We start from the raw sequence: 24,346 nt of genomic DNA on the forward strand, positions 1-24,346 counted from the left end.
TCCCCCCTTCCTTCCTATGGTCATGGGAACCTTGATCAGGAGGTTTCCCATGCCCGCTTTCCATTGGACCGTTTCCGACAACCTGCCCGCCAAAATGGGCACCCATGAGATCACTTATTATGACAACGAGGGCCTGCTGGACGCCTATTCCAGCGCGGTCATCTATGCCTCCGAGAGGATCTCCCCCTCGGTGGTGAACATCGATGTCTATAAGAAGGTAAGGAACGAATCGACCCGCGCCGGGAGCGGCTCCGGGTTCTTCTTCACGCCCGACGGCTTCCTTTTGACCAACAGCCACGTGGTGCATGGGGCCGCGGAACTGGAGGTCACCCTCCTGGACGGCCAATCCCACCAGGCCCGGCTCATCGGCGAGGACCCGGATTCGGACCTGGCCGTCCTCAAGGTGGACGACGGCGGACCCTTTCCCCCCGCGGCGCTGGGGAACGCCCGCGCCCTTCGGCCCGGCCAGCTGGTGGCGGCCGTCGGGAGCCCCCTGGGTTTCCAGGCCACGGTGACCGCCGGCGTGGTCTCGGCCCTGGGCCGGTCGCTCCGGTCCCAATCCGGGCGGCTGATCGACAACATCATCCAGACCGACGCGGCGCTCAATCCCGGCAATTCGGGCGGGCCCTTGGTCAACAGCCGCGGCGAGGTGGTGGGCGTCAACACCGCCACCATCCCCTCGGCCCAGGGCCTCTGCTTCGCCATCGCCATCGAGACCGCCCAGCGGGCCGCCACCCAGATCCTGAAATACGGGAAGGTCCTTCGCAGTTTCATCGGCATCGCCGGCCAGACCATCGCCATCCCCCGGCGGGTGGTGCGGCACTTCGGCCTGAGGGTGGAGAAGGGCATCCTGGTGGTCGGACTGGAGGCGGGCGGACCCGCCGAGAAGGCGGGGATCCGGGAAGGCGACGCCATCGTGGGGCTGGAGGGCCAGCCGGTGGAGGGCATGGACGACCTGCACCGACTCCTCACCGAGGAACGGGTGGGCGTGGGGACGCGCCTGGAGGTGATCCGCCGTTCCGAGAAGCTGGAGCCGGTGGTCGTCCCCGGCCCGCGTTGAAAGGACGTCCGGGCCCCGTCGGGTCGATTTCGATCGCCCGCTCAATTCATTAGACCGGCTTCCCGGACGCCACTAAAATCCTCCTGCCGTTCCTTCAAGAGGTCCCATGGCGAACCACGGATCCCCAGCCGAAAAGCCGAAGGCAGGCCCGGACGCGGCCGCCGGGATCCCCGGTCCCCGGCCCTGGACCTTCGCCTTGGCCGCTGGTTTGGCGACCTTCCTCTTTTACCTGCCCACCCTCACCTACGATTTCGTCAACTTGGACGATCCGCAGGTCGTCCTGAACAATCCCCTCATCCACGATCTTTCGCCGTCGGGCCTGGGCCGGATGTTCACCACCTTCCATGCCGCCGACTGGATGCCCCTCACCTGGCTTTCCCTCGCGCTCAACGACCTGGCCGCCGGCCACCAACCCTGGATCTACCATCTCACCAACGATCTCCTGCACGCGGCGAACTCGGTCTTGGTCTTCCTGGCTGTCCGGGCGCTCCTGCGGTCCTCCCGAAGGACCCAGGATCCCTCCCCGGCCTCGCGGTCCGCCGAGGAGGATTGGACGGCCTTCCTATCGTCCATCCTTTTCGGACTTCATCCCCTCCATGTGGAATCGGTGGCCTGGGTGACCGAACGCAAGGACGTCCTCTACGGCCTTTTTTTCCTGGCCACGATCCTGGCTTACTTGCGTTATGGCACCCGCGCGGACCATCCTTTGCGGCGCTACGTCCTTTGCCTGGTGTTTTTCCTTTGTTCCGCCCTGAGCAAGACCGCCGCCGTGGCCCTGCCCGTCCTCCTGCTGGGCCTCGACCTTTGGCCCCTTCGACGCTTCCCAAGGGTGGGTTGGAAAAGACCTCTCCTGGAAAAGATCCCGTTCTTCCTGGCGGCCCTTGGGGTGGGGATGCTTTCCATCCTGTCCCACGATCAAGGGTCGGCCGGTCTTCCCTGGTTGCGGGCCCTCCTGAAGCCCTTGTTCGCCCTTTTCTTCTATCTTTGGAAAGCCATCGTCCCCTTCGGCCTGTCCCCCCTCTACCCCTCCCCGGCCCTGACCCCCGTTTACATCGGAGGCACCTGCCTCCTGGGCCTTTTGCTGTTGGGCGCATGTTGGGCCGCCTTCCGGTCACGGAGGGAGCGGCCGGAACTCCTGGCGGCCCTTCTCTTTTACCTGGTGACCATGGCGCCCAACCTGGCCAGCCTGCTCCAATCGGGGCACGAGGGGATCGCCGCGGCCGACCATTACACCTACCTGCCCCTCTTGGGGCTTTTCGTCCCCCTGAGCGCCTGGGCCGTGGGGAAACTCGCGCCCCGCACCCGTCCCATCCTTGCCTTGGCCATGATCGGGGGCCTCGGCTCCTTGACCCTGTCCCAGGCCTCCCTCTGGAAGGACGGAGCGTCCCTTTGGACCGGGGCCGCGAAGTCCTATCCCGACTCGGCCCTGATCCGCCTGGAGTTGGGGAACATCGCCTTGAACCAGGGCCGCCTCGAGGAAGCCCGTAGCGACTTCGAGTTCGTCCAAGCGCGAAGGCCCAACCTTCCCACCGCCTACCGGGGACTGGCGGTGGTGGATATGCGGGAAGGCCGGTTCGCGGAGGCCGTCCCGAACCTCCAAAAGGCCTTGTCGCTCAATGGGCACGACCCCCAGGTCTGGATCTACCTATGGAAAGCCCTGACCGAAACGGACCGTCACGTGGAAGCCCTGGAGGGGATCAAGGCGGCCGTCCAGCAGGATCCGGATTCGGCCCTGCTTTGGGAGATGGTGGGGTCCAGCTATGGGTCCCTGGGCCGTTACGCCGATGCGGTGCCGGCCTTCCAAAGGGCCCTGCAATTGGACCCGGACGATCCCGATTACCTGCTCAACCTGGGCGAGGCCTACTTGGACTCCGGCAAGGAAACGGAAGCCGAAAGGACCTTTGAGGAATCCCTTCGGAAATTCCCCGGGTCCGAAACCGTCCCCTGCCGGGTGGGGGAAGCCTACCTGGGAGTGAAGATGGGGAAGAAAGCCCTGGGAGCCTTGGAAGCGGCCTGGGAGATCAAGCACAACTCCCGGATCGCGGCCGGCCTCGCCCAAGCCTATCGGCTCCTGGGCCAAAGGAAAAAAGCGGTCGAGTATGACCGGCTATCCAAGGAGTTGGATTCGGCCCAAGGGGACCCGGGATCCTCAAAATGACCCTGGCCGTCCTGGTCGCTCAGGGTCTCCAGGGACCGCAGGATCCACCCAGGCGATGCTCGATCGGGATCTTCGCCGGTTATGCCCCCTTCCGTTTGGAACCCATCCATTTGGGGCAGGACATCCGGCGTGATAAACTGCCGCCATGTCCGCCCAGACCCTTCCCTTTCCTTATATATGGAACCTTTTCCCCTCCTGGGTGTCCTACCTCCTAGAAAGGGCCCTGCTTTGGCGGGCGGTCACGGACGGCGAGAGGTCCGCGGACCGGGAAGAGGACCGTGCCTTGATCGAGGCGGCCTTGAAGGATGAGAACGGCTTCGAAAAGCTCGTGCGCGCCTACGAAAAGATGGTCTTCCGGGTGGCTTTCCGGTTCCTCTCCGACGAGACCGACGCCTGCGACGTGGCCCAGGAGGTCTTCCTAAGGGTCCACAAGGCCCTCAAGGATTTCCGGGGCGACAGTTCCCTTTCCACCTGGATCTACGCCATCACGGCCAACCTCAGCCGCAACGCCTTAAGGTCCCGGAAGAACCGCTCCAAGGTGCAGGTGCTGGCGCCCAAGGAAGAGGAGGAGGGGTCCGGCTTTTGGGACCGGGTGGCCGACCCCCGGGGCACCACCGCCCACCAGGGGGCCGAAGGCAAGGACCTGGGATCCGCCATCCAACGGGCCGTGCGGGCCCTGCCGGAGGATTACCGGGAGGCGGTCATCCTGCGCGATCTGGAGGACCTGGATTACCAGCAGATCGCTGTCATCCTGAAGACCGGGGTGGGCACCGTGAAGTCCCGCATCGCCCGGGGCCGGGCCCTCTTGCGGGAAGAACTGAAGGAATGGGTATGAAGACGGGATCTCACCGCGAAGAAGCGAAGAAGCGAATGGGTCCGAGGTCCTCGACTTTGGGGGAACGGGTTTTTTCGCCCCTTCGCCCCTTCGTGGTAAAAGGTGCCAAAAAATGAAGGACTGTAAAAAGATACATCCTCTCCTGTCCCTTTACGCCGAGGGGGCGCTCACGCCCGCCGAGGCCAAAAAGGTGGAGGCTCATCTGGCCTCCTGCGCCGACGCGCGCCGGGAACTGGAGCAACATCGCAAGGTCCGCCAGGCCCTGTTGGCCCTGCCGGAGCCCGCCTATCCCAAGGACCTTCACGAAAGGATCATGGGCCGGGTCACGGGCAAGGTCCGTCCCTTGAAGACCCACCGGCCTTTCCTGAACTTCCCCATGGCCACCCTCGTGGTGGCGGCCAGCCTGGTGCTCTATGTCCTGGTGGCCAACCCCGAGTTGATGAGGCTGGGGCATCCTCCCGCGACCGAAAAAAACCAGGAAGCCCTGAAGAATGAGATCGTCGCGTCCGCCAACGCCCCCGCTCCGGCCCAGGAAGTTGGAAAGGCCGCCCGGACCTCGGTGGCCCAAAAGGACAAGAACCTCGACCATGTCACGGCCAATTACGGTTACTCGAACGCCTCCGACACCATGAAAGAAGCGGAGGAAAAACCTGGACTGCCCCCACCCCAACCCTTCGCATCGGCAAAGCGGGTAAAGAAGTCTGAAGCGCCAAGGGCCATGGCGGTCGAAAACAACGTAAGGGACGAAGCCCAACCTTCGACCCAGGCCGACTTCAAGAAAACCTTGTCGGAAACTGGATCCGCCAACCTGGGTCTGATGAGCGCGGGAGCCCCGGCGAAAGCGGCGCCGGAAGCCCGATCCGCCCTGGCCCCTCCCACCCCCGTCCCGACCGAAGGCTCCATGGCCAACATCGCCTTCTCAAAACAGATCACCGCTTCCACCTGGTCGGGGGACAACGGGCCCTCCTCGGTCGAGGGCGGCCGATTGGTCACCGACGCGGCCCAATTCGAGGCCCTTTGGAAGACCCTACGGCCCAATGAAACGGTGCCGACCGTGGACTTCACCACCCAGGCGGTCGTTCTCTTGGAGGCGGGGGAGGAACCGACGGGCGGCTACAAGGTCTCCCTGGCCCAAATGGAGGACAAGGGGAATGACCTATTGCTTCATTATCGCATCGAGCCCCCGGTGGGTCGGGCCACCCAAGTCCTGACCCATCCCTGGAGCCTCCAGGTCATCCCCAAGCCTTCCTTGCCCGTGCTTTTCCAGAAGGACTGACGGTCACTCTGCCTGGGCTTTATAGACATCCACCAATTGCAGTTGGAGCGCGTTCAGGCGCTGGATCACGATGGGCATGAGGTGCTTCAGGACCTCGTGCTCGAAGGCCGGATGGGTCGTGAAAAGTCCCCGAAGGCGCTTCGCGTCCACTTTCACGGCATCCACATGGGTCAGGGCCCGGGCCTTCAGCACCCAACGGTAGGGTGGGAGCATCCAGGACCAGCCTAAAAGATCCCCCTGGTAGAGCTTTTGGACCTCGATGGCGCCGTGTTCATAGGGCACCACCAATCCGACCTCCCCGGCCCGTAGGATATGGAAGCTGTCCGCCTCCTCCCCCGGGCCGAAAAGCACCTGCCCTTCCTCATAGGAAACGTTCCGGGCGCAATCGCCCAGGATCTCGAGACTGCGGGGGGTCATCCCCTTCAAGACCGGGTTGTCGTTCAACACCGTCGCGATGGCTTTCATCATGGCCTCCTTTCAGGGATCCCACGCTCCCACCCTAGGGGTCCTCCCGGACCGCCTCCATGACCCGGGTCATGGGCCGTTCCCTTTTTACCCACTTGTCCCGAACGACCCACTTCCCGCTTTTTCCCGCCCCTAAAACCCGCCTGAACAAAGGGATTTTCCGGCCCCCTCTTGGCACCACTCCTGCCTTATTCAATGCCAGATCATCCAAGGAGGCTGGCCATGACGAACCTTTCCCTCAAAATGCACGCGGGGATCCTGATGGGGGCCTTCCTGGTCCTGTCGGGGTGCGGGAAACAGATGAACCCGACCAGCCCTTCCCCGGCGGCCCCCGAACCGACCCCGACCGGCCCCCTGACCTTCGTCTACCAGGCCCAATTCGGCACGGCGGGTTCCGCCGCCGGCCAGTTCAACGGCAACTGGGGCATCGCCTCCGACGCCTCCGGCAACCTCTATGTGGCCGACTGTCTGAACAGCCGCATCCAGAAGTTCTCGTCCGACGGCACCTTCCTCACCCAATGGGGCTCCTACGGCACCGGTGAGGGCCAGTTCGTGAACCTGAGCAACATCGCGGTGGACGCCCACGGCAACGTGGTGGCCATCGACGGGGCCCGGGGCCTGATCATCACCTTCTCCCCCACCGGGACCCTGGTGGGCGCCTGGGGTTCCCTGGGATCCGGCGACGGCCAGTTCGGCTACCCCTACGGGGTCGCCTTCGACGCCTCCAACAACGCCTATGTGACCGACTTCACCCTGCACCGCGTGCAGAAGTTCGATGCCACCGGGACCTACCAGGCCCAATGGGGCGGCAATGGGAGCGGCGACGGCCAACTGCACGAGCCCATCGGCATCACCGTGGACAAGAACAACACCGTCCATGTGGCGGACGCAGGCAACAACCGGGTGGAAAACTTCACGACCAGCGGGACCTACCAAGGCCAGATCGGCGGGGCGGGGACCGGCGCCGGGCAGTTCAACTGGCCTTACGGGGTGGCGACCGACGCCTCGGCCAACCTCTATGTGGTGGACCAGGGCAATCGCCGGGTGCAGGTCTTCGACAACGCGGGCGCCTTCGTCACCCAATGGACCGGGGATCCCACCCAGGGCCAGATGCTCCTCCAGCCCACCGGGATCACCCTCATCCCCAACGGCCAGGTCTTCGTGGCCGACTCGGGCAACCACCGGGTGGAGGCCTTCAAGCCCACCCACTGATCCTTCCGAAAATAAAAAAGGCCCGCCGAAAGGCGGGCCTTTTTTTGTTCCTCGCTCATTCCGTCCAGATCTTGTTCCACCACTGGTGGCCCTGCCCCTTTTCCAGGCCCATCTTGTCCCGGATCTTGTCCAGGTCCCAGCCCGTCAAACCCGCCAAGGTGACCGCCTCGGTCTCCTGCCGCTGCTTCACTTGCTTGTAGTAGGCCTTGGCCTCGGCGCAATCCTCGCGGCCCTTGAAGGCGTGCTGGAGGATATAACGGGCCTGGAAGTTCTCCTGGTCCTTGGTCTCCTGGAAGACCAGGTCCTCGGGGAAGGTGGCGCGGCTATAGCGGATGTGCAGGCGGGTGAGGAAGACCTCCTGGCTGCCGCCCGCGATACCGTAGCTCGCGTTGGTCTGGGCGTCGCCCAGCCAGAAGACCCCCAGCTTTTGGAGCTCCTCCGGGGTCAGGGGAGTTCCCGCGCAAGGATCGCACCAGTTCATGTTCCAGAAATACTCGGTGAAGGCGGTGTTGCGCCCTTCCTTCTCCCATTGGCGAAGGAAGGTGTCCCGGTAGAAGTCCCCGAAGTTCCCCTGGACGTACTCGGGGATGTTCATGCCGCTGGGCATCTTCACGGTGCGGTAGTTGGTGGTCTCCACCCGCCCTCCTGCTGTGATGGCGTAGACCACCAGGTCCTGGGGCCCATGGGCGTTCACCATGCCGAGGCGGATGGGCAGGCCGAAACGGGGGCTTTCGAAGGCGAATTGAAGGGGCCGCAGGTATTTGGCCCCGGTCTTGGCTTGTTCGCCCAGGTTCACCTTGGCCACGAAGAACTTCATGTCCTGCTTGATGAAGGGTTTGAGGGATCCGCCGATGCCGCTGGGAAGCTTGTAGCCGTTCTCATGGAGCCAGGTCTCCAGGCCGTCGGACTGCTTGGCCGAGAGGATGAGGATGTCGTATTCCCCCACCGTGTATTTGGCCTCGATGGAGACCCCCAGGGCCTTGTCCCTCTCCTCGTTCCTTGATTCCTTGGCCATTTGGGCCTTGGGCGCGGCGGCCCCTAGCCTCATATCGAACCCGTCATATCGGACACCGCAAGGGTCCGGGTCGAAATATTCCACCAGCCGGGGCGTGCTGTAGGCGTCCAGTTTCTCGAAAAGATCCCGGTCGCCGATATGGATCTGGTCCTTCTTGAGCAACACCGGGACCGGCACCACCAGCGCGAAGTCCTTCAGGTCCCCCTTGAATTCGTTGAGCATGCTGATGACGGTTCGGTTGTCCTTGCGCACCAGCACCACCTGGGACTTCTCGTTGGACAGCGCTCCGTCGGCCTTCCCCACGTAGAAACCGCAGAAAGCCCGCCCTTTATCGGGGAGTGATGCCGCCAAGAGGAGCAGGCACAAGACCGCCCCCCACGTTCTTTTGCCTTTCCTGAACCTTTCCATCTTCCTTCTCCTTCTTCCACTGATATTTCGGCCCGGGCAGGAGCAGGTCCCACAGGGGCACGAGGGTGGTCGCCGCGAAGAGGGCCCAATAGAGGCCGTTGACGCGGTAGAGGCCGTATTGCCAAAGGAAGGCCCCCGCCGCCACCAGCAGGCAATGGAGGACCTTGGCGGCACGGTGGTTGGGGCTGGTCACGGGGTCGGAGATCATGAAAAAGGCGAAATGGATGAGCGAGCCCGTCTCCAGGGCGTGCAGGAGGACGGACGCGGGCTGGCCCAGGTAGAGGACCCGCGCGCTTAGGAGGAGGAAATAGAAGCCCAGGAAGGTCCAGCTGATGTCCCGTGTTCCCGCGCGATTGACCACGGTGCCGCCCAGGGTGAGGATCCAGGCGGCCAGCGCCATGTCGTTGCCCCACTGCCCCGCCGAGGCCCAGGCCCCGGGAAGGAGGGTGAGACCCAGCATCACCGCCAGGTTGGTGGGGTTATAAACGTGCTTGCCCCGGACGCGAAGGAGGAACTTGGCCGAGAGGGCCAGGAAGACGGCCAGCGGATGGACCCAAAGGTTGTCGGCCCGTAGCAGGGTGGCGACGCCCAGGCAGGTGACCAAGGCGCTCAGATAACCGGCTTGGGGGATCTTGAGGAGGCGGAGGAAAAGGCCTTGGGTGGCGAGGCCCGCCGCGAAGGTCAGCAGGACCTGCGGGAAGCCGATGGAAAAATCCCTGAGCAGGGCCCCGGAGAGGAGCAGGATGCCGAGGAAGAGGATCTGGTAGACCCTGGGGTCTTTGGAGCGGGGCTTGGGGATGATATCCACGGGAACCTTCCTTTCGCCCTTAGGACACGGGCGGAAGGGATCGGTTCCCGGAAAATCAGGTCATCGGTCAGCCCAGGGAAAGGGCCTCGGAACGGGCGGGTTCGGAGCCGCGCTTGGAGACCGAATGGCGCTGGAGTTCGACCCCCACGTCGGCGATGGACTTCAGGATGGGGTCCAGCTTGAGGCCCAGGGGCGTCAGGGCATATTCCACCGTGGGGGGTGAGGTGTGTTTCACCTCGCGGGTCAGCACCCCCCGCTTCTCCAGTTCTTTCAGGCGGGTGGTCAGGACCTTGGCGGACACGTTCCCCAAGTCCCTTTTCAGGTCGCCGAAGCGGCGCGGTTCCACCCGTAGGTACCAGAGGATCTGGGGGGTCCAGGCCCCGGCGAGGAGCTTGAGGCTCGATTCCAGCGGACAGCCTTGCGGGACGGGCCCGGATTTGTTGGCGCGATGGCGGATCATGGGAAGTTTCCTTTGCTGGGGCGTCCAAACCCCGTCCTGGGTTGACCAACCGGCAACTGGTTACCAAAAGGTATCTACTTTCTTTTGGTAATCACGTTCGTATATATAGACCTGGTCCGCTTACAAATCAATAAGGAGCTTCGCCATGAAGAAGATACTGTTGGGTCTGGCCGCCGCCGCACTGCTGTCCGCCTCCGCCGTGAACGCCACCGAGTACGGGTTCGATAAAGCCCATACCCATATCGGTTTCTCGGTGAAGCATATCCTCAGCAAGGTCCCGGGCGAGTTCAAGGATTACGATGGGACCTTCAGCTTCGACCCGGCCAAGCCGGAGGCCTCGAAGATCGATGTCACCATCCAGGCTTCCAGCATCAATACGGACAACGAGATGCGGGACCACCATCTCCAGTCCAAGGACTTCTTCGACGCGGAGAAGTACCCCACCCTCACCTTCAAGAGCACCAGCGTCGCCAAGGGGACCGGGGACAACCATTACAAGGTCGTCGGGGACCTGACCATGCACGGCGTGACCAAGTCCGTCACCCTGGACGTGGATTACATGGGCGAGGACAAGATGCAGATGGGCAAGGACGGCCCCACGGCCAAGGTCGCCGGTTTCTCCGCCACCACCACCCTGGACCGCCGGGATTTCGGCCTGTCCTGGGGCCAGGACAAGCTGACCGCCGCCGGGAACCTGATGGTCGCCAACGAGGTCAACGTCCAATTGGACATCGCCGGCATGGACAAGGCCAGCCTGGACGGCATGAAGAAGATGATGGGCAAGAAGAAGGACGAGAAAAAATAACAAGAAACCCGCTCAAGGCCGTGGCGCCACCGCCACGGCCTTTTTTTATTGGGGTCCTCCCCTCCTGCGATAAACTATGGGCGGAGGGAAAGGAGCGGTCATGTCGGAATCACAGTACAAAGCGAACGACGAAGTGTTCAACATCCTCACCCGCAAGGTGGGGGTCGTCATCAACGCCAAGGAGATCTCCTCGTCCGTGGCCCGGGGCAAGCGCTACGTCCGGGTCCATATCCTTCCCCACCTTCCCGATGAGATCTGGAGCGAGGACGAGACCTGCCTCTGGAACCGCCAGCGAAGGATGATGGTGGAAGAATGAAAAGCAGGTGTCAGCTGTCAGGTCCCAGGTTTCAGGAAGATCTTCCTGTCGTTCCATCAAGATCCTTTAACTTCGCGATCTTCGCGGTGAGATCGGACCTATGAAACGTTCCTACTTCCAACCGCCCTTCTTCAAGTTCCTGCGCCAGCTCAAGACCCACAACAACCGGGCCTGGTTCCAGGCCAACAAGGAACGCTATGAGCGCGAGGTCCGGGACCCACTGCTCGACTTCATCGGCGACCTGGGACCTTCGTTAAGGAAGATCAGCAAGAACCTCATCGTGGACAACAGTCCCTCGGGCGGCTCCATGTTCCGCATCTACCGGGACACCCGTTTCTCCAAGGACAAATCCCCCTACAAGACCCACGTGGCCGCCCAATTCCGCCTCGGCCGCTCCAAGGACGTGCATACCCCGGGCTTTTACCTGCACCTGGCCCCCGACGAGGTCTTCGCCGGTGGCGGCATCTGGCGCCCCGAGCCCCCCGTGCTGGGCCAAATCCGCGATTACCTGGTCCACCACCCCGCCGCCTGGAAAGCGGTGCTGAAGGACAAGAAGTTCAACAAGCACTGCAAGATCGAGGGAGAGAAGCTTGTGCGCCCGCCCAAGGGCTACGACCCCGACCATGAGCTCATCGAATACGTCAAATACAAGGATTACATCTTCTTCACGCAGTTCACGGAGAAACAGGCGGGTTCCCCGGATTTCATGGAGCGTTATGTGGAATCCTGCGCCGCCGCCGCGCCCTACATGGAGTTCCTCTGCCAAGCCTTGATGGTGGCGTGGTAAAGGCAATTCTCAATTCTTAGTTCTTAATTTTTAATGCCGAAAACTTCGATCATTAAGAATTTAACATTCAAAAATAAAAATTCCGGTCCTTCCCCATGAACAAACCAAAACGCGAACTTCCCGGCGAATTCACGGAAAAGCTGAAAAACCTTGTTCCGGCCCCTCACTGGTCCAAGGTCCTCAAGTCCTTCTCCCAGGAAAAACCCTGCACCTTCCGGGTGAACGCCCTCAAGCTCGCTTCCTCTTCGCTCAAGGAAAGGCTGGAACCCCTGGGCTTCAAGGTCGAGAACGTCCTCTGGTACCGGGACGCTTTCCTGCTTCGCAAAGGGGAACAAAAGGACCTGGAAAAGACCCCCTTCTATAAGAACGGCGAGATCTATGTGCAGGGCCTCTCCAGCATGATCCCGCCCCTGGTGCTGGACCCGAGACCCGGCGACCGGGTGCTGGACCTCACCGCCGCGCCCGGCAGTAAGACCACCCAGATGGCGGCCCTGATGAAGGGCCAGGGTTCGGTGACCGCCAACGACAACAACCCCATCCGGGTGGAGAAGCTCAAGGCCAACGCCGCCCTCCAGGGCGCTTCCAACGTGGAGGTCCTGCCCGCGGGCGATGGGGGCCTGGTCTGGAAGGAGCGCTTCGAGGCCTTCGACAAGGTGCTTTTGGACGCGCCCTGCAGTTCGGAAGGCCGGTTCCTGGTGGAGGTTCCCTCCACCTACGGCTACTGGCGGGAGGACACCAACCGCAAGATGGCCAAGGACCAGCGGCGGCTCTTCAAGTCCGCCTTCCTCGCCCTGAAACCCGGCGGGACCATGGTCTATTCCACCTGTACCTTCGCTCCCGAGGAGAACGAAATGGTCCTCCAATGGGCCCTGGAGACCTACGGCGACGCCCTGAAGTTGGAGAAGATATCCATGCCCCTGCCCGCCATGACCGGAGGGCTGGCCCGTTGGGGGGATTTGAATTTCGACCCGCAGGTGCTAAGTTCGCTGCGGGTGCTTCCCAATCAGGATATGGAAGGTTTCTTCGTCGCCAAATTGACGAAGCTGAAGAGCGTGGAAGCCCCCGAACCCTTTGTGCCAAGTAGCAAGAATTAAGCTGTCATTGCGAGACGCGAATCTTGCGGCGAAGCAATCTCAGTTCATGGGTGGGTTTGCGATGTTCGGGGAAGATGTTTATTTGGACTGAGGTTGCCACGTCGTAAACGTCCCGCAGTCGCGGGCCACTCCTCGCAATGACAGAAAGACCTAAAAGGACTCTCATGCCCCGGGACCTGCGCTGTAAGAACATCCAGGACATCCGCGCCGAGCTGGACCGCTTGGGGACCGGCGTCGTGGAGACCACCGGCAATTGGTCCTATTTCCAGATCATCGACCATTTGGCCCAGGCCGTGGAAGGCAGCATGAAGGGCGTGAAACGGGAAATGCCTTGGTGGAAGAAACGCCTGGTCGGGCCCCTGGCCCACTTCTTCTTCGTGCTTCGGGGCTACATCCCCCGGGGCATCAAGGGGCGCCCGCCCGAGAGGATCGAGGGGGACGCGGCGGTCGCCGTCGCGCGGTTACGGAAGGCTTTGGAGGATTTCGAGAGGCACCATGGCCCCTGGAGCGACCATCCCTTGTTGGGGGCCTTGACCAAGACCCAATGGGCCCAATTCCACCGGATGCATTTCAACAACCATGTGAGCAACACGAAGTAGGATGTCATTGCGAGGAGTGGCCCGCGAATGCGGGACGGTTACGACGTGGCAATCCCAGTCTTAATATGCATCTTCCCCATACACCTGAACCCACCCAGGAACTGAGATTGCTTCGGAGCCAAATTCGCTCCTCGCAATGACAACTAGGCCTTTTTCTTTTGGACCATCTCCCACAATTCCTTACGTCCGAACAACCCTTTCGGCCGCCAGATCATCATGAGGATGAGCGCCAAGGAATAGATCACCATCCGAAGGTCCACGCCCGTCCAGTTCTGCAGGGGCCGCAAGGCCTCCGGCAAAAGGGTCAGCAGGAAGGCCGCCAGGATGGAACCCGAGATGGACCCCATCCCGCCCAGGACCACCATGATGACGATCTCCACCGATTTCATGAAATCGAAGGAACTGGGATTGATGTATTGCAGGTAGTGGGCGAAGAGCCCGCCGGCCACCCCGGTCACCGCCGAGGAAATGACGAAGATATTCACCTTGAAGGCGGTGGTGTTGACCCCCATGGCCTCCGCGGCGATCTCGTTCTCCCGCACCGCCAAGAGCGCCCGCCCGTGGGAGGAATGGATGAAGCGGTGGGTGGCCAGCACACAAAGCCCCAGGATGAAGATCACCAGGAAGGCCGTGGTGGTGCCCGGGATCCCGATGAAACCCCTGGCCCCGCCCACCGACTGGATATTGAGGATGACGACCCGGATGATCTCCCCGAACCCCAGGGTCACGATGGCCAGGTAATCCCCCCGCAGGCGGAGGGTCGGGAGGCCCACCAAGTAGCCGACCCCGGCGCTGACCAAGGCGGCCGCCAGGAGCGAGATCACCAGCGCCGTTTGGTCGCCCAGGAAGGTGCCGTGAAGGCCGGAGAGCAGGAACACGTTCACCGAGGCCGCCGTATAGGCCCCGACCGCCATGAACCCGGCGGGCCCCAGGGAGAACTGGCCCGAGAGGCCGTTCACCCAGTTGAGCGCCACCGCCAGGATGGCATTGATGCAGCCATAGACCAGGATCTGGGAGAAATAATCGGGCAGGACCATGGAGAGCCCTTGGGCCGCTCCGGCAACGACGATGAGAATGAGGGTCCATTTAAGGTTGTTTTTCAACTTCCAACTCCTCGCTCCTAATTCCTGACTGCCTTAGACCTTCTCCGGCTGGTATTTGCCGAACAATCCGGCGGGTTTGAAGATGAGGATGAGGATCAGGATGCCGAAGGCCAGCGCGTCACGGTAGGTGGAGGAGCCGTAACCCACCACCATGGATTCGGAGATGCCCATCAGGAACCCGCCCACCACCGCCCCCCGGATACTGCCGATGCCCCCCAGGACCGCCGCCACGAAGGCCTTGATCCCGATCATGACGCCCATCAGGGGCTCCACTTTCGGATAGGAGATGCACACCAGGATCCCCGCGGCGGCCGCCAAGGCGGAGCCCAGGACGAAGGTGAAGCTGATGATGAGGTTGGTGGGGATGCCCACCAGGGCGGCGGTCTCGTGGGAATGGGACACGGCCCGCATGGCCCGTCCCAGTTTGGTCCTCTGGACGATCCATTCCAGGACCACCATGAGGAAGATCGAGGTCCCGAACACCGTCACTTGCTGGTTCGTGACCGACACGTCGCCCGTTCGGAAGAGGGTGACGCTGGGCAGGATGTCGGGAAAGACCCGGGGCGTGGCCCCGAAGATCACCTGGCCCAGGTTCTCCAAAAGGAGGGAGACCCCCACCGCCGTGATGAGCAGGTTCAGGCGCGGCACATCCCGCAGGGGCCGGTAGGCGAACCTTTCGATGACGTATCCGAGCAGGGCCGAGGCCGCCATGGCGGCCAGGAGGACGAGCAGGAAGGTAAGGACGTTGGGATGGTCCGGGGCGTTCAAGCCCAGGGCCGCGAAGAGGCCCACATAGGCCCCCACCATGACGATGTCGCCGTGGGCGAAATTGATGAGCCTCAGGATGCCATAGACCATGGTGTAACCCAGGGCGATCAGGGCGTAGATGGACCCGAGGGCGGTGCCGTTGAGCAGCAGTTGGAAAAAACCTTCCATGGGGCGATTCTACCCAAGGACCCCAAAGCGCTAAACACAAAAACAAGCATGACCCCCGCCCTTGACTTCCCCTTTCTCCCCCTGAATATTGAGGTCGCTCTCGCCTTCTCCCTCGAGGGAGAAGGTCGGGATGAGGGTGATGTTTCCTTTTCCCGCCATGAACTAAAACGGCGTCCTCACCCTGCCCTCTCCCCTCCCGGCAGAGGGTGGCTTAAACTAAAGATCCCGAGCCCCTTGGCCTTGAAAGGATAACCGTGGCAACCCGGCGCACCGTCCTCGTCGTCAACCTCGTCCTGAGCCTCTTCTTCCTGATGAACGTGGTCTTCATCTGGGCGGGCTATTCCATCTATCCCTCCCAATGGCATTTCGTCCTCTTCGCCTCCGCCATCCTGGGCAACCTGCTCTGGCTCCTGATCCCCGTCATCTTCACCCGACACTCCTCCGGACCCTTCCGCTTGGCCCGGGCGGTCCTGGCCCCCTTCTGGGTCTTCTGGAACCTGCTGATCTTCCTCTACTCCTCCTTCATGGTGCTTCTGGTCGTCCTCTGGGCCCTGGCCTTCGCCTGGCGCTGGGTGCCCTTCACCTCTTTCGCCATCATCCCCTCCACGGTCTTTTTGGGGCTCATCGGGGCCGTCACCCTTTGGGGCCTGTTCCAGAACCTTTTCACCCTCAAGTTGGAACACGTCCGAGTGCCCATCCCCGGCCTCCCCAAGGAATTCGACGGTTTCAGGATCGCCATGGTCTCGGACCTGCACGTGGGCCTTTTCTCCCGGCGGTCCCGCCTGAAGCAATTCGCCCGCGCGGCCCAAGGAGCGAAGCCCGACCTCTTCGTGGTCTGCGGCGACATCACGGATGACGACCCCATCTATCTGCCCAAATACCTGGAGAGCCTGGAGGTGTTGGACCCCTACCTGCCCGCCATAGGGGTGCTGGGCAATCACGACGTCTACGCCGATCCCGAAAAGACCCTGCACGTCCTGGAGGACAGCCGCCTCCAGATGCTCGTGAACGAGGGGATGACGATCGAACGGGGGAAAGCCAAGCTTTGGCTGGCCGGGGTCGGCGACGCGGGCGCGCGCCGGATCGGCAAATGGGGCTCCATGGCCCCGGATTTCGACAAGGCCTTGGAGGGGAAACCCGAGGGGGCTCCGGTGGTCCTCCTGTGCCATCAGCCCCAAGGCTTCCAGGAAGCCCTGAAAAGGAACGTGCAGCTGACCTTGAGCGGCCACACCCACGGGGGACAAGTGGGCTTCAAGTCCCTGGACTGGTCCCTGGCCAAGCTCTTCATGGAATACCACATGGGATTGTTCAAGGAAGGGGAAAGCCATCTCTATGTGACGCCGGGCACGGGCTATTGGGCCCTGCCGGTGCGCTTCGGGATAAGCCCCGAGGTTTCCCTCATTGAGCTGCAGGTTCCAGCTCAATAATTAAGAATTTAGAACTCTAAATTGTCGAATGACCTTTGGTCATTCGACAGATTCCTGGGAGAGCGCCTCGGTGCTGAGGTCCAGGCAAAGGATGTACTTCTTCCCGCCCTTGCCCTTGAAGGGCGCCGAGAGCGTCACGCAGCTTCGGCCCGTGACCATGGAGAGGTAGGGATCGGTCACGAAGCTGGTCTTGTTCTGGCCCGGCTCGGTGAGGAAATAATAATAGTCCTTCATCGAATGGTCGGTCCCCTTCGGCGGCGGCCGGAAGACGATGGCGTTGCGGTGGGACCGCCCCAGGGCCTGGGTCAGGCACTCGGAGGCCTGGAGCCCCCCCTCGTCCAATACGTAGAAACTGTCCACCCCGGGGAACTTGGCGGCCACCGCCTTCAACCCCTCGTCCAGGGCCTCTTCGTCCTTCTTCGCCAGCTCGATCTGGATCTCCATCAGGGCCGCGTAGTAGCGGGAGATGCGCGAACGCCGGATCCCCACGTTCTTCAGGCGCTTCTCCTTGAAGGACTTCACCAGCCCCTCCACCTGTCCATGGATGGTCTCGCGCTCGATCTTTTCGAAGGGGAAGGGTTTGGAGAAGTAATAGCCCTGGATCATGTCCACGTCCATGTCCAACAGGCAAAGGGCCTCGCTCTCCTCCTCCACGCCCTCGGCGATGATGAGGGTGCCCAGGCGCCGGGCCATGTTCACCAGCGACCGGAGGACCTCCTGCTTGTAGGAATCATCCTGGATGCCCTGCACCAGGTAGCGGTCCACCTTGAGGATGTCGGGCTTGATGAGGGGGATGCGGTTGAGGTTCGAGTGGCCGGCGCCCACGTCATCGAGCGCGATGAGGAAGCCCAGGCCCCGGTAGGTGTCCACGAAGCGCCGCAGTTCGTCCAGGTCCCGCACGGCCGATTCGATGACCTCCAGGGCCACATGCCGGGGCTCCAGGCCCAGTTCCATCACCTGGGTCTTGAGGTAACCGGACCCCACGACCCCGGGGTCGAAATTGGCCGAATCCAGGTTGAGGGTCAGGAACAGGTCGGGATTCTCCGCCCGCGCACGGCTGAAGCCCTCCAGGACCTTCTTGCGGCAAAGACGGTCCAACTCCAGGGAATAACCTTCGATGGCCGCCTGATGGAAAAGATCCACGGGCGGGATGATCTGTTGGGTCCCGGGCAGGAGGCCCCGGCTGAGGCCTTCGACGCCGGCGATGGTGCGCCGGTCGATGGAAACGATGGGTTGGAAATAGGCCAGGACGCTCTCGTTGAGCAGGATCTCCCGCAGGTCGAAAGATGGCTTGGGGGTGTTCCGGGATGAAGGTCCTGGTTTCATTCGTGCTCCGCTTTTTCGGTCCCGACGGAGGACCGGGGAATCAGGATAATCCATCGATCTTGGGTCCGTGCAAGTTAAATGGGGCTTAAACCCTTGGTTCCGGGCCCCTCATGATAGGTCCACGAACGTGAACCCGCCAAAAAGAAAAAGGCCCGGGATGCCCGGGCCTCTTAAAAAAGCCTAAATATAGTCCGATAAAAAAGCCGGTCAACTTAAGGATTGACGGTGGTCACGAAGGAGGACTTGCCGCCCTGGATCTTGAGCACCACCGCCGGCTTCACGGCGTTGCGGTCCTGGTCCAGGCTGATGGAACCGGTGACGCCCGGATAGTTCTTGGTGGCCGCGATGGCGTCCCGGATATCGGCTCCGCCCAGGCTTTTGGCGCTCTTCAAGGCCGCCACCAGCACCCCGCCCGCGTCGTAGCCGAGCGTCGCCAAGGCGTCGGGCACCTCACCGTACTTGGCCTTGTACTTACCAACAAGATCCTTCACCTTCGGATCGTTCGATTCGGAGGAATAATGGGTGGAGAAGTAGCAACCATCCAGGGCCTTTCCACCGATCTCGTAGAGCTTGGAGGAATCCCAACCATCGCCGCCCAAGAGGGGCGCCTTGATCCCCAGTTCCCGGGCCTGCTTCGCGATAAGGCCGACCTCACCGTAGTAACCCGGCACGAAGATGACGTCGGGCTTTTTTTCCCGGATGGTGGTGAGCTGGCTCTTGAAGTCCACATCACCCGCCACATAGCTCTGGTCCAGCACGATGGTCCCGCCCTTTTCCTGGAAGCGTTTGATGAAGAATTCGGCCAGGCCCATGCTGTAATCGCTCTTCTGGTCGCGCAGGACCGCCGCCCTCTTGGCCTTCAGGTGGCCCATGGCGAAGTCGGCCATGACCTGTCCCTGGAAGGGGTCGATGAAACACACGCGGAAGATATAGTCGCCCATCTGGGTGACCTTGGGATTCGTGGAGGAGGGCGAGATCATGGGGACCTTGCGTTCCTGGCAGATGGGAGCGGCGGCGAGGGAAAGCGAACTGGCCACCTCGCCCAACACGACCTGCACCTTGTCCTGGGTGATGAGCTTGGTCACCGCCAGGGCCGCCTCTTCGGGTTTTCCCTGGTCGTCCAGGGCGATGACGCGCAGCTTCTTGCCGTTCACCCCCCCCGCGGCGTTGGCCTCGTCGATGGCGAGCTGCACGCCGTTCTGGGTGGAGACCCCGAAGGTGGCCTGGGCGCCGGTGAGGGAGCCGTAGACCCCGACGCGGATCTCGTTGGGATCGAGCTTGGGGCCGCAGGACGCGAAAAGCCAAAGGGTCGCCAGGACCGTGGCGGTCCAGAAATTCTTACGCATGAGGTTCTCCTAAAAGCACGGGATGGGCCGGGGCCATGAAGCCGCGGGCCGGCAGTTAGGATAGCAAGGTTACGGGGAGCGTCAAGAATGGTCCATGGGGACGCCACCAACGCACGGGAAGGGCGATGGAAGTACTAGGAGAGGACAAGGAAAGAGGATGGAACAACACTCCGCTGGGAACATCCCAGACCCTTGGCCCTCCCCAGCGGATCCAAGAACCCTCTTGGGAATGGAGCCCCATCTTCCCCCGACCGTTTTTCTCCAGTTCAAGGATCGCGAACAACGGCTTGAGGCCTGGTCGATAGGGGCGGCCGGGATTGGGTCCCCGCCGTGGGGAGGCCCGCCTCGACCCAGCCTTTCATGCCGCTCAGGAAAACATCGCCCTTGAAGCCGTCCCTGCGTAAAGCCTCCGTCGCGTCGATCCCCGCGCGACTGGTGATATTGGAACCATGAACGATTAAAAACATTTCCTTACCGAACTGTTTTTCCACTTCCTGGACGAAGGCCCCTCGGTCCAGGGTCCAAGGAACGTTCTTGGACCCCTCAATATGAAGACGTTGGAACTCTTCCTTGGGCAGGACGTTCAAAGCCACGGCATGGCGGTTCTTCATGATCTCGAGCACATCTTGTTGGTTCAGTGACATCAAAACCTTCTTTCCGGGGTCCGGATCAGCCCCGCCGACCTTGGAGAAAACCAACGACCAGGACGATCAACGCGACCACAAGGACCAGATGGATAAGGCCCCCCAGGGTATAGGAACTCACCCAACCCAGGGCCCAGAGGATCAATAGGACTGCCGCTATCGTGTAGAACATTCGCTCTTCCTTTCGGCCCGCTTATCAGAAGTAATAATGGGCGCCCAATTCACCGTAAACATCGAAGGAGGTCAGCCCGCCGCTGAAGAACCAAAGGGTCGGGACCGCCTGCAGGTAAATGTCCACCGGGACGTTCTTCTTATCGAAAATGTAGGAAATGCCGACGGGCACCCGCCCGGCGATCTGGACCGTGTTTTGAAGGAGCAGGTCGCCCCCCAATCCGATATAAAGCGGCATTTCACCGTCGGTCCCCTTCATCCGGATGATGTCGAAGTTGTGCCATAAATAATCCAACTGCAGGAGAGCATCGTTGGCGGCGGTGAATTTCACGGCCGGCTGGAAAGCATTCGCCCGGTCGACCCAGATCTTCCCGGTCGCTCCCCAGGTACCCGGCTCACCGACCTCAAGCCCCAAGCCGAAATTACCCCCGTCGTTCGTGGGATGATATCCCGTATCCGCCTTGGATAGGACCGGCAACGACAACAGACCGACCAGCATCGGACCGAACAAAAAACATTTTTTCATCGTCATGGACAGATCTCCCTTTTCGAGTACGAATTCATTCAAAACGGCCCTCAAGGGCCCTTTGGATGGAGAACAAATGGATTTGGATGGTTTTTTGAAGGGGCCGGGTGGGTTGAACCAAATAGGGGTTGGATCTTGGTTCGGATTCGAGGAGGACATTCTCCCCGGCCGTGGGACAGCGGTTATGGACCGACTGAACGCTTCCACCCTACTCGAGATTGGGCGTCAAAAGGGGAATAGTTTTATTTTTATCCGGAGCCTTGTCGCGGTGCCTTTTCCCGCCGACCGGACTAATCGGCTTTTCAAGGGCTGGCGCAAAATAAAGTCCCGGCCATCTCGAGGATCAACAACGGCCTTCTCCCGCTCACTTGCTCTGGGCGGGCCGGCGGGATCGAATGGGTCGTCTTTTTTTCCGGACCAGTCCCCGTTGAGCGGGTCCGCCGAAAAAACTCTTGAGGGATCCGCGCAGGAACAGGCCCAGGATCCCCAAGGCGGCGACGATGAGGATCCCGTAGAGGGCCACGGGACCGATCCAGGTCTTGAACAACTCCCATTTTTGCCCGAAAAAATATCCCAACAGGACGTAGAGCGTGGAATAGGCGAAGGCCCCGGCGAGGTTGTAGACCAGGAAAGGCCGCAGGGGTGTCCGCCAGATGCCCGTCAAAAGCCCGGTCACGGGATGGAGCAGGGCCACGAAACGGGCGAAGAAGACGAACTTGGGGCCGAACCTTTCGAAGAAAAGTTCCCAGTGCCTGGCCGTTCGCGGCGTGATGGGAAGCCACCGGTTCCGGGCCAAGAACCTCCGGCCGAACCGAAAACCGATCCAATAGCCCCCGCACCCTCCCAGGAAACACCCCGCGGTACCCGACGCCACCACGCCCCAGAAGGCGAGGACCCCTTTTTGGGCCAGGAAGCCGGCTCCCACCAAGGTGGAATCCCCGGGGATCGGGAGCAGAAGGTTGTTCAGGAACACCACCAGGAAGACCGCCCCATAACCATATTGGGCCAGCATGGTTTGGAACCAATGGAACATCGGGGACCCTTTCCGGGCATTATGGACCTGGGACTAAATTACCATTCCACCCAGGGAAACAGGACAGGCGGGAGGTCTTAAAATTTCTTCCCGTAAAGCCTCAAGGCGTTCAACACCACCGTGACCGAGGACATCGCCATGGCCCCCGCGGCCAAGGCCGGAGGGACCGGGGCCAGGGCCGCCAGGGGCAGGGCCAGCAGGTTATAGGCGAAGGCCCAGAAGAGGTTCTGGCGGATGACGGCGAAGACGCCCCGGGAAAGCTGGATGGCCTCGATGACCTTATGCAGTCCCCCTTGGGTGAGCACCATGTCCCCCGCTTCCTTGGCCGCGTCCACCGCCGATCCCACTGCGATCCCTAAGTCCGCCGCGGTCAGGGCCGCCGCATCGTTGTAACCGTCCCCCACCATGGCCACCTTGAGGCCCTTGGCCTGCAGCTCCCGCAGGTATTGGAGCTTGCCTTCCGGGGCCATGCCCGCCTTCACCACATCGACCCCGACCCGCTCCGCGACCCGCCGGGCCACCACTTCCCCATCCCCGGTCAAGAGGTGGACTTGGAGCCCCAGGCCCTTCAGGCCCTGGACCACTTCCTTCGAATCGGACCGGGGGGGATCCTCCATCACCAGGATGGCCATGATCTTCCGGTCCACCGCCATCAAGGAGACCGTCTGGCCCCCCTGCCGGTAGGCTTCCACATTGGACCGCACCTGGGCCGAGGGCACCACCCCTTCGAGCGATTCGACGAAGGCCTTGGTGCCTATGGCCACCTCGTGGCTTTCCACCATCCCCTTCAAACCCGCCCCGGGGACCTCCTCCAGGCCCTCCACCTTGGGAAGGATGAGGTCCAGGACCATCACCTCCTTCAGGACGGCGGATGCCAGCGGGTGATTGCTCCCCAGTTCCAGGGCCCCGGCATAGCGGAGCATCTTCTCCTCCTCCGCGCCCTCGAAGACCAGCAGGTCCACGAGGCGGGGCTTACCCTCGGTCAAGGTCCCGGTCTTGTCGAAAAGCAGGACGTCCAGGGTCTGGGTCCTTTCCAGCACCTCCGCCCGGCGGATCAGGATGCCCCGCCGCGCCGCCACGCCCAACCCGGCCATGAGGGCGATGGGGGTCGCCAGGCCGAGCGCGCAGGGACAGGCCACCACCAGCACCGCCACGGCCCGCTGCAGGGCAAAGGCCGTCGTGGAATGGCCCCAGGCCATCCAGGCCCCGAAGGTCAAGAGTGCCAAAAAGAGCACGATCGGCACGAAGATCGAAGCCGCCCGGTCCGCCAAGCGCTGGACGGGAGCCTTGGACCCCTGCGCCTCTTCCACCATGCGGATGACCTGGGCCAGGGCGGTATGTTCTCCCACCTCCCGGGCCTTGATGCTCAGGGTGGCGTTCCCGTTCACGGTCCCCGCATAGACCGGCTCGCCCGGACGTTTCTCCACGGGACGGGATTCCCCGGTCAGCAGGGATTCGTCGGCCCATCCCTTCCCTTCCTTGATATAGCCGTCCACGGGGATGGCCTCTCCCGGGCGCACGCTCAAAGTATCGCCGGGCGCCACCATCTCCACCGGCAGGTCCTCCTGGTGGGTCTCCTTGATCACATGGGCGACGCGGGGCTGGAGGTCCATCAGGAGCTCGAGCGCCCGGTTGGCCCTCCGCTTGGCGAGGATCTCGAGGTAGCGGCCCAGGGTCACGAAAAGGATGATGAGGGACGCCGCGTCGAAATAGGTCTCCCCGGAGCGGGTCAGGAAGGCGGCCAGGGACGCGAAGAAGGCGGCCCCGGACCCGAGCGAGACGAGGCTGTCCATGAGGACCTCGCCCTTCATCAAGCCCCGGAAGGCGGCCCGGTGGAACGGGGACCCGGCGAGAAGGAAGACCGGCGCGGCCAGCGCCAGTTGCAGGCCCGGGGACAGCATGGGGATATGCCCCATCCTCAAGTGTTCCAACAGGAAGGGGAGCGAACAAAGGGCGGCGAGCCCGAGGCGCCAACCCAGCCGCATCTTCTCGTTCTCGTAAAGCGCCTGGGTCTTGGCCGTGGGTTGGTAGGGCTGGGCCGAATAGCCGGCCTCGCGGACCGCCTCTTCCAACCGGCCCGGATCGACGGTCCCTTGGGTGCGGACGTAGGCCCTTTGGGCGGCGAAGTTGACGGTGGCTTCCTTCACCCCCGGGACCTTCCGGAGCTTGCGTTCGATGCGGGCCGCGCAGGACGCGCAGGTCATGCCTTCGATGGAAAGGATGGCGGAATCGGCCGGGCCCGCCGGGGCCTCAGGGGACGTGGGCGTGGTATCCCTCTTCCTCCACCGCCTGGAAGGCGGTGGGAAGGTCCAGGTCCTGTTCGGTCGTCACGACCGCCCGGCCGGGGCTCAGTTGGACCTTCACGCGGGTGACCCCGGGCAATCGGGACAGGGCCTTCTCGACGGACCGGACACAATGGTTGCAGGTCATGCCATCCACGCTTAAAACGGTTTCTTTCATGACAAACCTCCCCAGGGCCTCTTTCCAAACATAAACAGGCGGGTTTGAAAAGAAAAGCCCGCAGATCATAGGGGTC

Annotated in this window: 25 protein-coding genes; 11 read left to right on the forward strand and 14 right to left on the reverse strand. The window is 62.3% G+C overall.

What is annotated here, in order from left to right; genetic code table 11:
- Nucleotides 1-49 precede the first annotated feature (49 nt).
- From VHE12_11700 to VHE12_11715, 4 genes are all read left to right on the forward strand, one after another.
- Nucleotides 50-1,060 (forward strand): trypsin-like peptidase domain-containing protein, encoded by a 1,011-nt coding sequence (locus VHE12_11700; GenBank protein HVZ81441.1) that lies wholly within the window; start codon nt 50-52, stop codon nt 1,058-1,060.
- 106 nt (nt 1,061-1,166) lie between these two features.
- Entirely contained in the window at nt 1,167-3,218 is a 2,052-nt protein-coding gene (locus VHE12_11705) for a tetratricopeptide repeat protein (GenBank protein ID HVZ81442.1), read from the forward strand.
- Between the two features lie 145 nt (nt 3,219-3,363).
- Nucleotides 3,364-4,053: a sigma-70 family RNA polymerase sigma factor gene (locus VHE12_11710; GenBank protein ID HVZ81443.1), complete on the forward strand. Its 690-nt coding sequence runs from the start codon at nt 3,364-3,366 to the stop codon at nt 4,051-4,053.
- 112 nt (nt 4,054-4,165) lie between these two features.
- The gene (locus VHE12_11715; GenBank protein ID HVZ81444.1) at nt 4,166-5,329 is read left to right on the forward strand and encodes a zf-HC2 domain-containing protein; all 1,164 of its coding nucleotides are present in this window, start codon (nt 4,166-4,168) and stop codon (nt 5,327-5,329) included.
- 3 nt (nt 5,330-5,332) lie between these two features.
- On the opposite strand, the gene VHE12_11720 is transcribed toward VHE12_11715, so the two are convergent.
- Nucleotides 5,333-5,794, reverse strand: coding sequence for a cyclic nucleotide-binding domain-containing protein (locus VHE12_11720; protein HVZ81445.1), 462 nt, complete (start codon nt 5,792-5,794; stop codon nt 5,333-5,335).
- 222 nt (nt 5,795-6,016) lie between these two features.
- Between VHE12_11720 and VHE12_11725 the strand changes: the two genes are divergently transcribed.
- Nucleotides 6,017-7,006 (forward strand): 6-bladed beta-propeller, encoded by a 990-nt coding sequence (locus tag VHE12_11725; protein ID HVZ81446.1) that lies wholly within the window; start codon nt 6,017-6,019, stop codon nt 7,004-7,006.
- A gap of 55 nt (nt 7,007-7,061) precedes the next feature.
- Here the strand turns inward: VHE12_11725 and VHE12_11730 are convergent, their stop codons facing one another.
- The 3 genes from VHE12_11730 to VHE12_11740 all read right to left on the reverse strand — a co-directional run bounded on the left by VHE12_11730 (nt 7,062) and on the right by VHE12_11740 (nt 9,697).
- Entirely contained in the window at nt 7,062-8,387 is a 1,326-nt protein-coding gene (locus VHE12_11730; protein ID HVZ81447.1) for a DUF2330 domain-containing protein, read from the reverse strand.
- On the reverse strand, nt 8,350-9,237 hold the full coding sequence (locus tag VHE12_11735) for an RnfABCDGE type electron transport complex subunit D (GenBank protein HVZ81448.1): 888 nt from the start codon (nt 9,235-9,237) through the stop codon (nt 8,350-8,352). Before VHE12_11735 ends, VHE12_11730 begins: the two co-directional genes overlap by 38 nt.
- A 67-nt stretch (nt 9,238-9,304) precedes the next feature.
- Nucleotides 9,305-9,697 carry a helix-turn-helix domain-containing protein gene (locus VHE12_11740; GenBank protein HVZ81449.1) on the reverse strand — a complete coding sequence of 131 codons (393 nt, stop codon included), beginning with the start codon at nt 9,695-9,697 and terminating at the stop codon, nt 9,305-9,307.
- 145 nt (nt 9,698-9,842) lie between these two features.
- Between VHE12_11740 and VHE12_11745 the strand changes: the two genes are divergently transcribed.
- The 5 genes from VHE12_11745 to VHE12_11765 all read left to right on the forward strand — a co-directional run bounded on the left by VHE12_11745 (nt 9,843) and on the right by VHE12_11765 (nt 13,298).
- On the forward strand, nt 9,843-10,502 hold the full coding sequence (locus VHE12_11745; GenBank protein HVZ81450.1) for a YceI family protein: 660 nt from the start codon (nt 9,843-9,845) through the stop codon (nt 10,500-10,502).
- Between the two features lie 100 nt (nt 10,503-10,602).
- Entirely contained in the window at nt 10,603-10,818 is a 216-nt protein-coding gene (locus VHE12_11750) for a hypothetical protein (GenBank protein ID HVZ81451.1), read from the forward strand.
- Between the two features lie 100 nt (nt 10,819-10,918).
- Nucleotides 10,919-11,605, forward strand: a complete 687-nt coding sequence (locus tag VHE12_11755) for a DUF2461 domain-containing protein (GenBank protein HVZ81452.1) — start codon at nt 10,919-10,921, stop codon at nt 11,603-11,605.
- 95 nt (nt 11,606-11,700) lie between these two features.
- On the forward strand, nt 11,701-12,699 hold the full coding sequence (locus VHE12_11760) for an RsmB/NOP family class I SAM-dependent RNA methyltransferase (GenBank protein HVZ81453.1): 999 nt from the start codon (nt 11,701-11,703) through the stop codon (nt 12,697-12,699).
- 164 nt (nt 12,700-12,863) lie between these two features.
- A complete protein-coding gene (locus tag VHE12_11765) occupies nt 12,864-13,298 on the forward strand; it encodes a DUF1569 domain-containing protein (protein ID HVZ81454.1) in 435 nt (144 codons plus the stop codon).
- A gap of 143 nt (nt 13,299-13,441) precedes the next feature.
- Here VHE12_11765 and VHE12_11770 read toward each other — a convergent pair whose 3' ends face one another.
- The gene (locus VHE12_11770; protein HVZ81455.1) at nt 13,442-14,401 is read right to left on the reverse strand and encodes a branched-chain amino acid ABC transporter permease; all 960 of its coding nucleotides are present in this window, start codon (nt 14,399-14,401) and stop codon (nt 13,442-13,444) included.
- Between the two features lie 33 nt (nt 14,402-14,434).
- Complete coding sequence (locus tag VHE12_11775; protein HVZ81456.1) at nt 14,435-15,337, reverse strand: branched-chain amino acid ABC transporter permease; 903 nt, start codon at nt 15,335-15,337, stop codon at nt 14,435-14,437.
- Nucleotides 15,338-15,591: 254 nt separating this feature from the next.
- Between VHE12_11775 and VHE12_11780 the strand changes: the two genes are divergently transcribed.
- The gene (locus tag VHE12_11780; GenBank protein ID HVZ81457.1) at nt 15,592-16,764 is read left to right on the forward strand and encodes a metallophosphoesterase; all 1,173 of its coding nucleotides are present in this window, start codon (nt 15,592-15,594) and stop codon (nt 16,762-16,764) included.
- A 39-nt stretch (nt 16,765-16,803) separates the two neighbouring features.
- On the opposite strand, the gene VHE12_11785 is transcribed toward VHE12_11780, so the two are convergent.
- The 8 genes from VHE12_11785 to VHE12_11820 all read right to left on the reverse strand — a co-directional run bounded on the left by VHE12_11785 (nt 16,804) and on the right by VHE12_11820 (nt 24,270).
- Complete coding sequence (locus VHE12_11785; GenBank protein HVZ81458.1) at nt 16,804-18,090, reverse strand: EAL domain-containing protein; 1,287 nt, start codon at nt 18,088-18,090, stop codon at nt 16,804-16,806.
- Nucleotides 18,091-18,302: 212 nt separating this feature from the next.
- A complete protein-coding gene (locus VHE12_11790; protein ID HVZ81459.1) occupies nt 18,303-19,436 on the reverse strand; it encodes an ABC transporter substrate-binding protein in 1,134 nt (377 codons plus the stop codon).
- Nucleotides 19,437-19,702: 266 nt separating this feature from the next.
- On the reverse strand, nt 19,703-20,080 hold the full coding sequence (locus VHE12_11795; GenBank protein HVZ81460.1) for a rhodanese-like domain-containing protein: 378 nt from the start codon (nt 20,078-20,080) through the stop codon (nt 19,703-19,705).
- Between the two features lie 25 nt (nt 20,081-20,105).
- The gene (locus VHE12_11800; protein ID HVZ81461.1) at nt 20,106-20,252 is read right to left on the reverse strand and encodes a lmo0937 family membrane protein; all 147 of its coding nucleotides are present in this window, start codon (nt 20,250-20,252) and stop codon (nt 20,106-20,108) included.
- A gap of 24 nt (nt 20,253-20,276) precedes the next feature.
- Nucleotides 20,277-20,783, reverse strand: a complete 507-nt coding sequence (locus tag VHE12_11805; protein ID HVZ81462.1) for a hypothetical protein — start codon at nt 20,781-20,783, stop codon at nt 20,277-20,279.
- A 358-nt stretch (nt 20,784-21,141) separates the two neighbouring features.
- Complete coding sequence (locus VHE12_11810; GenBank protein ID HVZ81463.1) at nt 21,142-21,810, reverse strand: DedA family protein; 669 nt, start codon at nt 21,808-21,810, stop codon at nt 21,142-21,144.
- A 77-nt stretch (nt 21,811-21,887) separates the two neighbouring features.
- Nucleotides 21,888-24,032 (reverse strand): cation-translocating P-type ATPase, encoded by a 2,145-nt coding sequence (locus VHE12_11815; protein HVZ81464.1) that lies wholly within the window; start codon nt 24,030-24,032, stop codon nt 21,888-21,890.
- Nucleotides 24,033-24,060: 28 nt separating this feature from the next.
- The gene (locus VHE12_11820; GenBank protein HVZ81465.1) at nt 24,061-24,270 is read right to left on the reverse strand and encodes a heavy metal-associated domain-containing protein; all 210 of its coding nucleotides are present in this window, start codon (nt 24,268-24,270) and stop codon (nt 24,061-24,063) included.
- Between the last annotated feature and the right edge of the window lie 76 nt (nt 24,271-24,346).

This window comes from bacterium, assembly GCA_035549195.1.
Taxonomy (GTDB): Bacteria; Oederibacteriota; Muellerivitia; order Muellerivitales; family Muellerivitaceae; genus DASZRK01.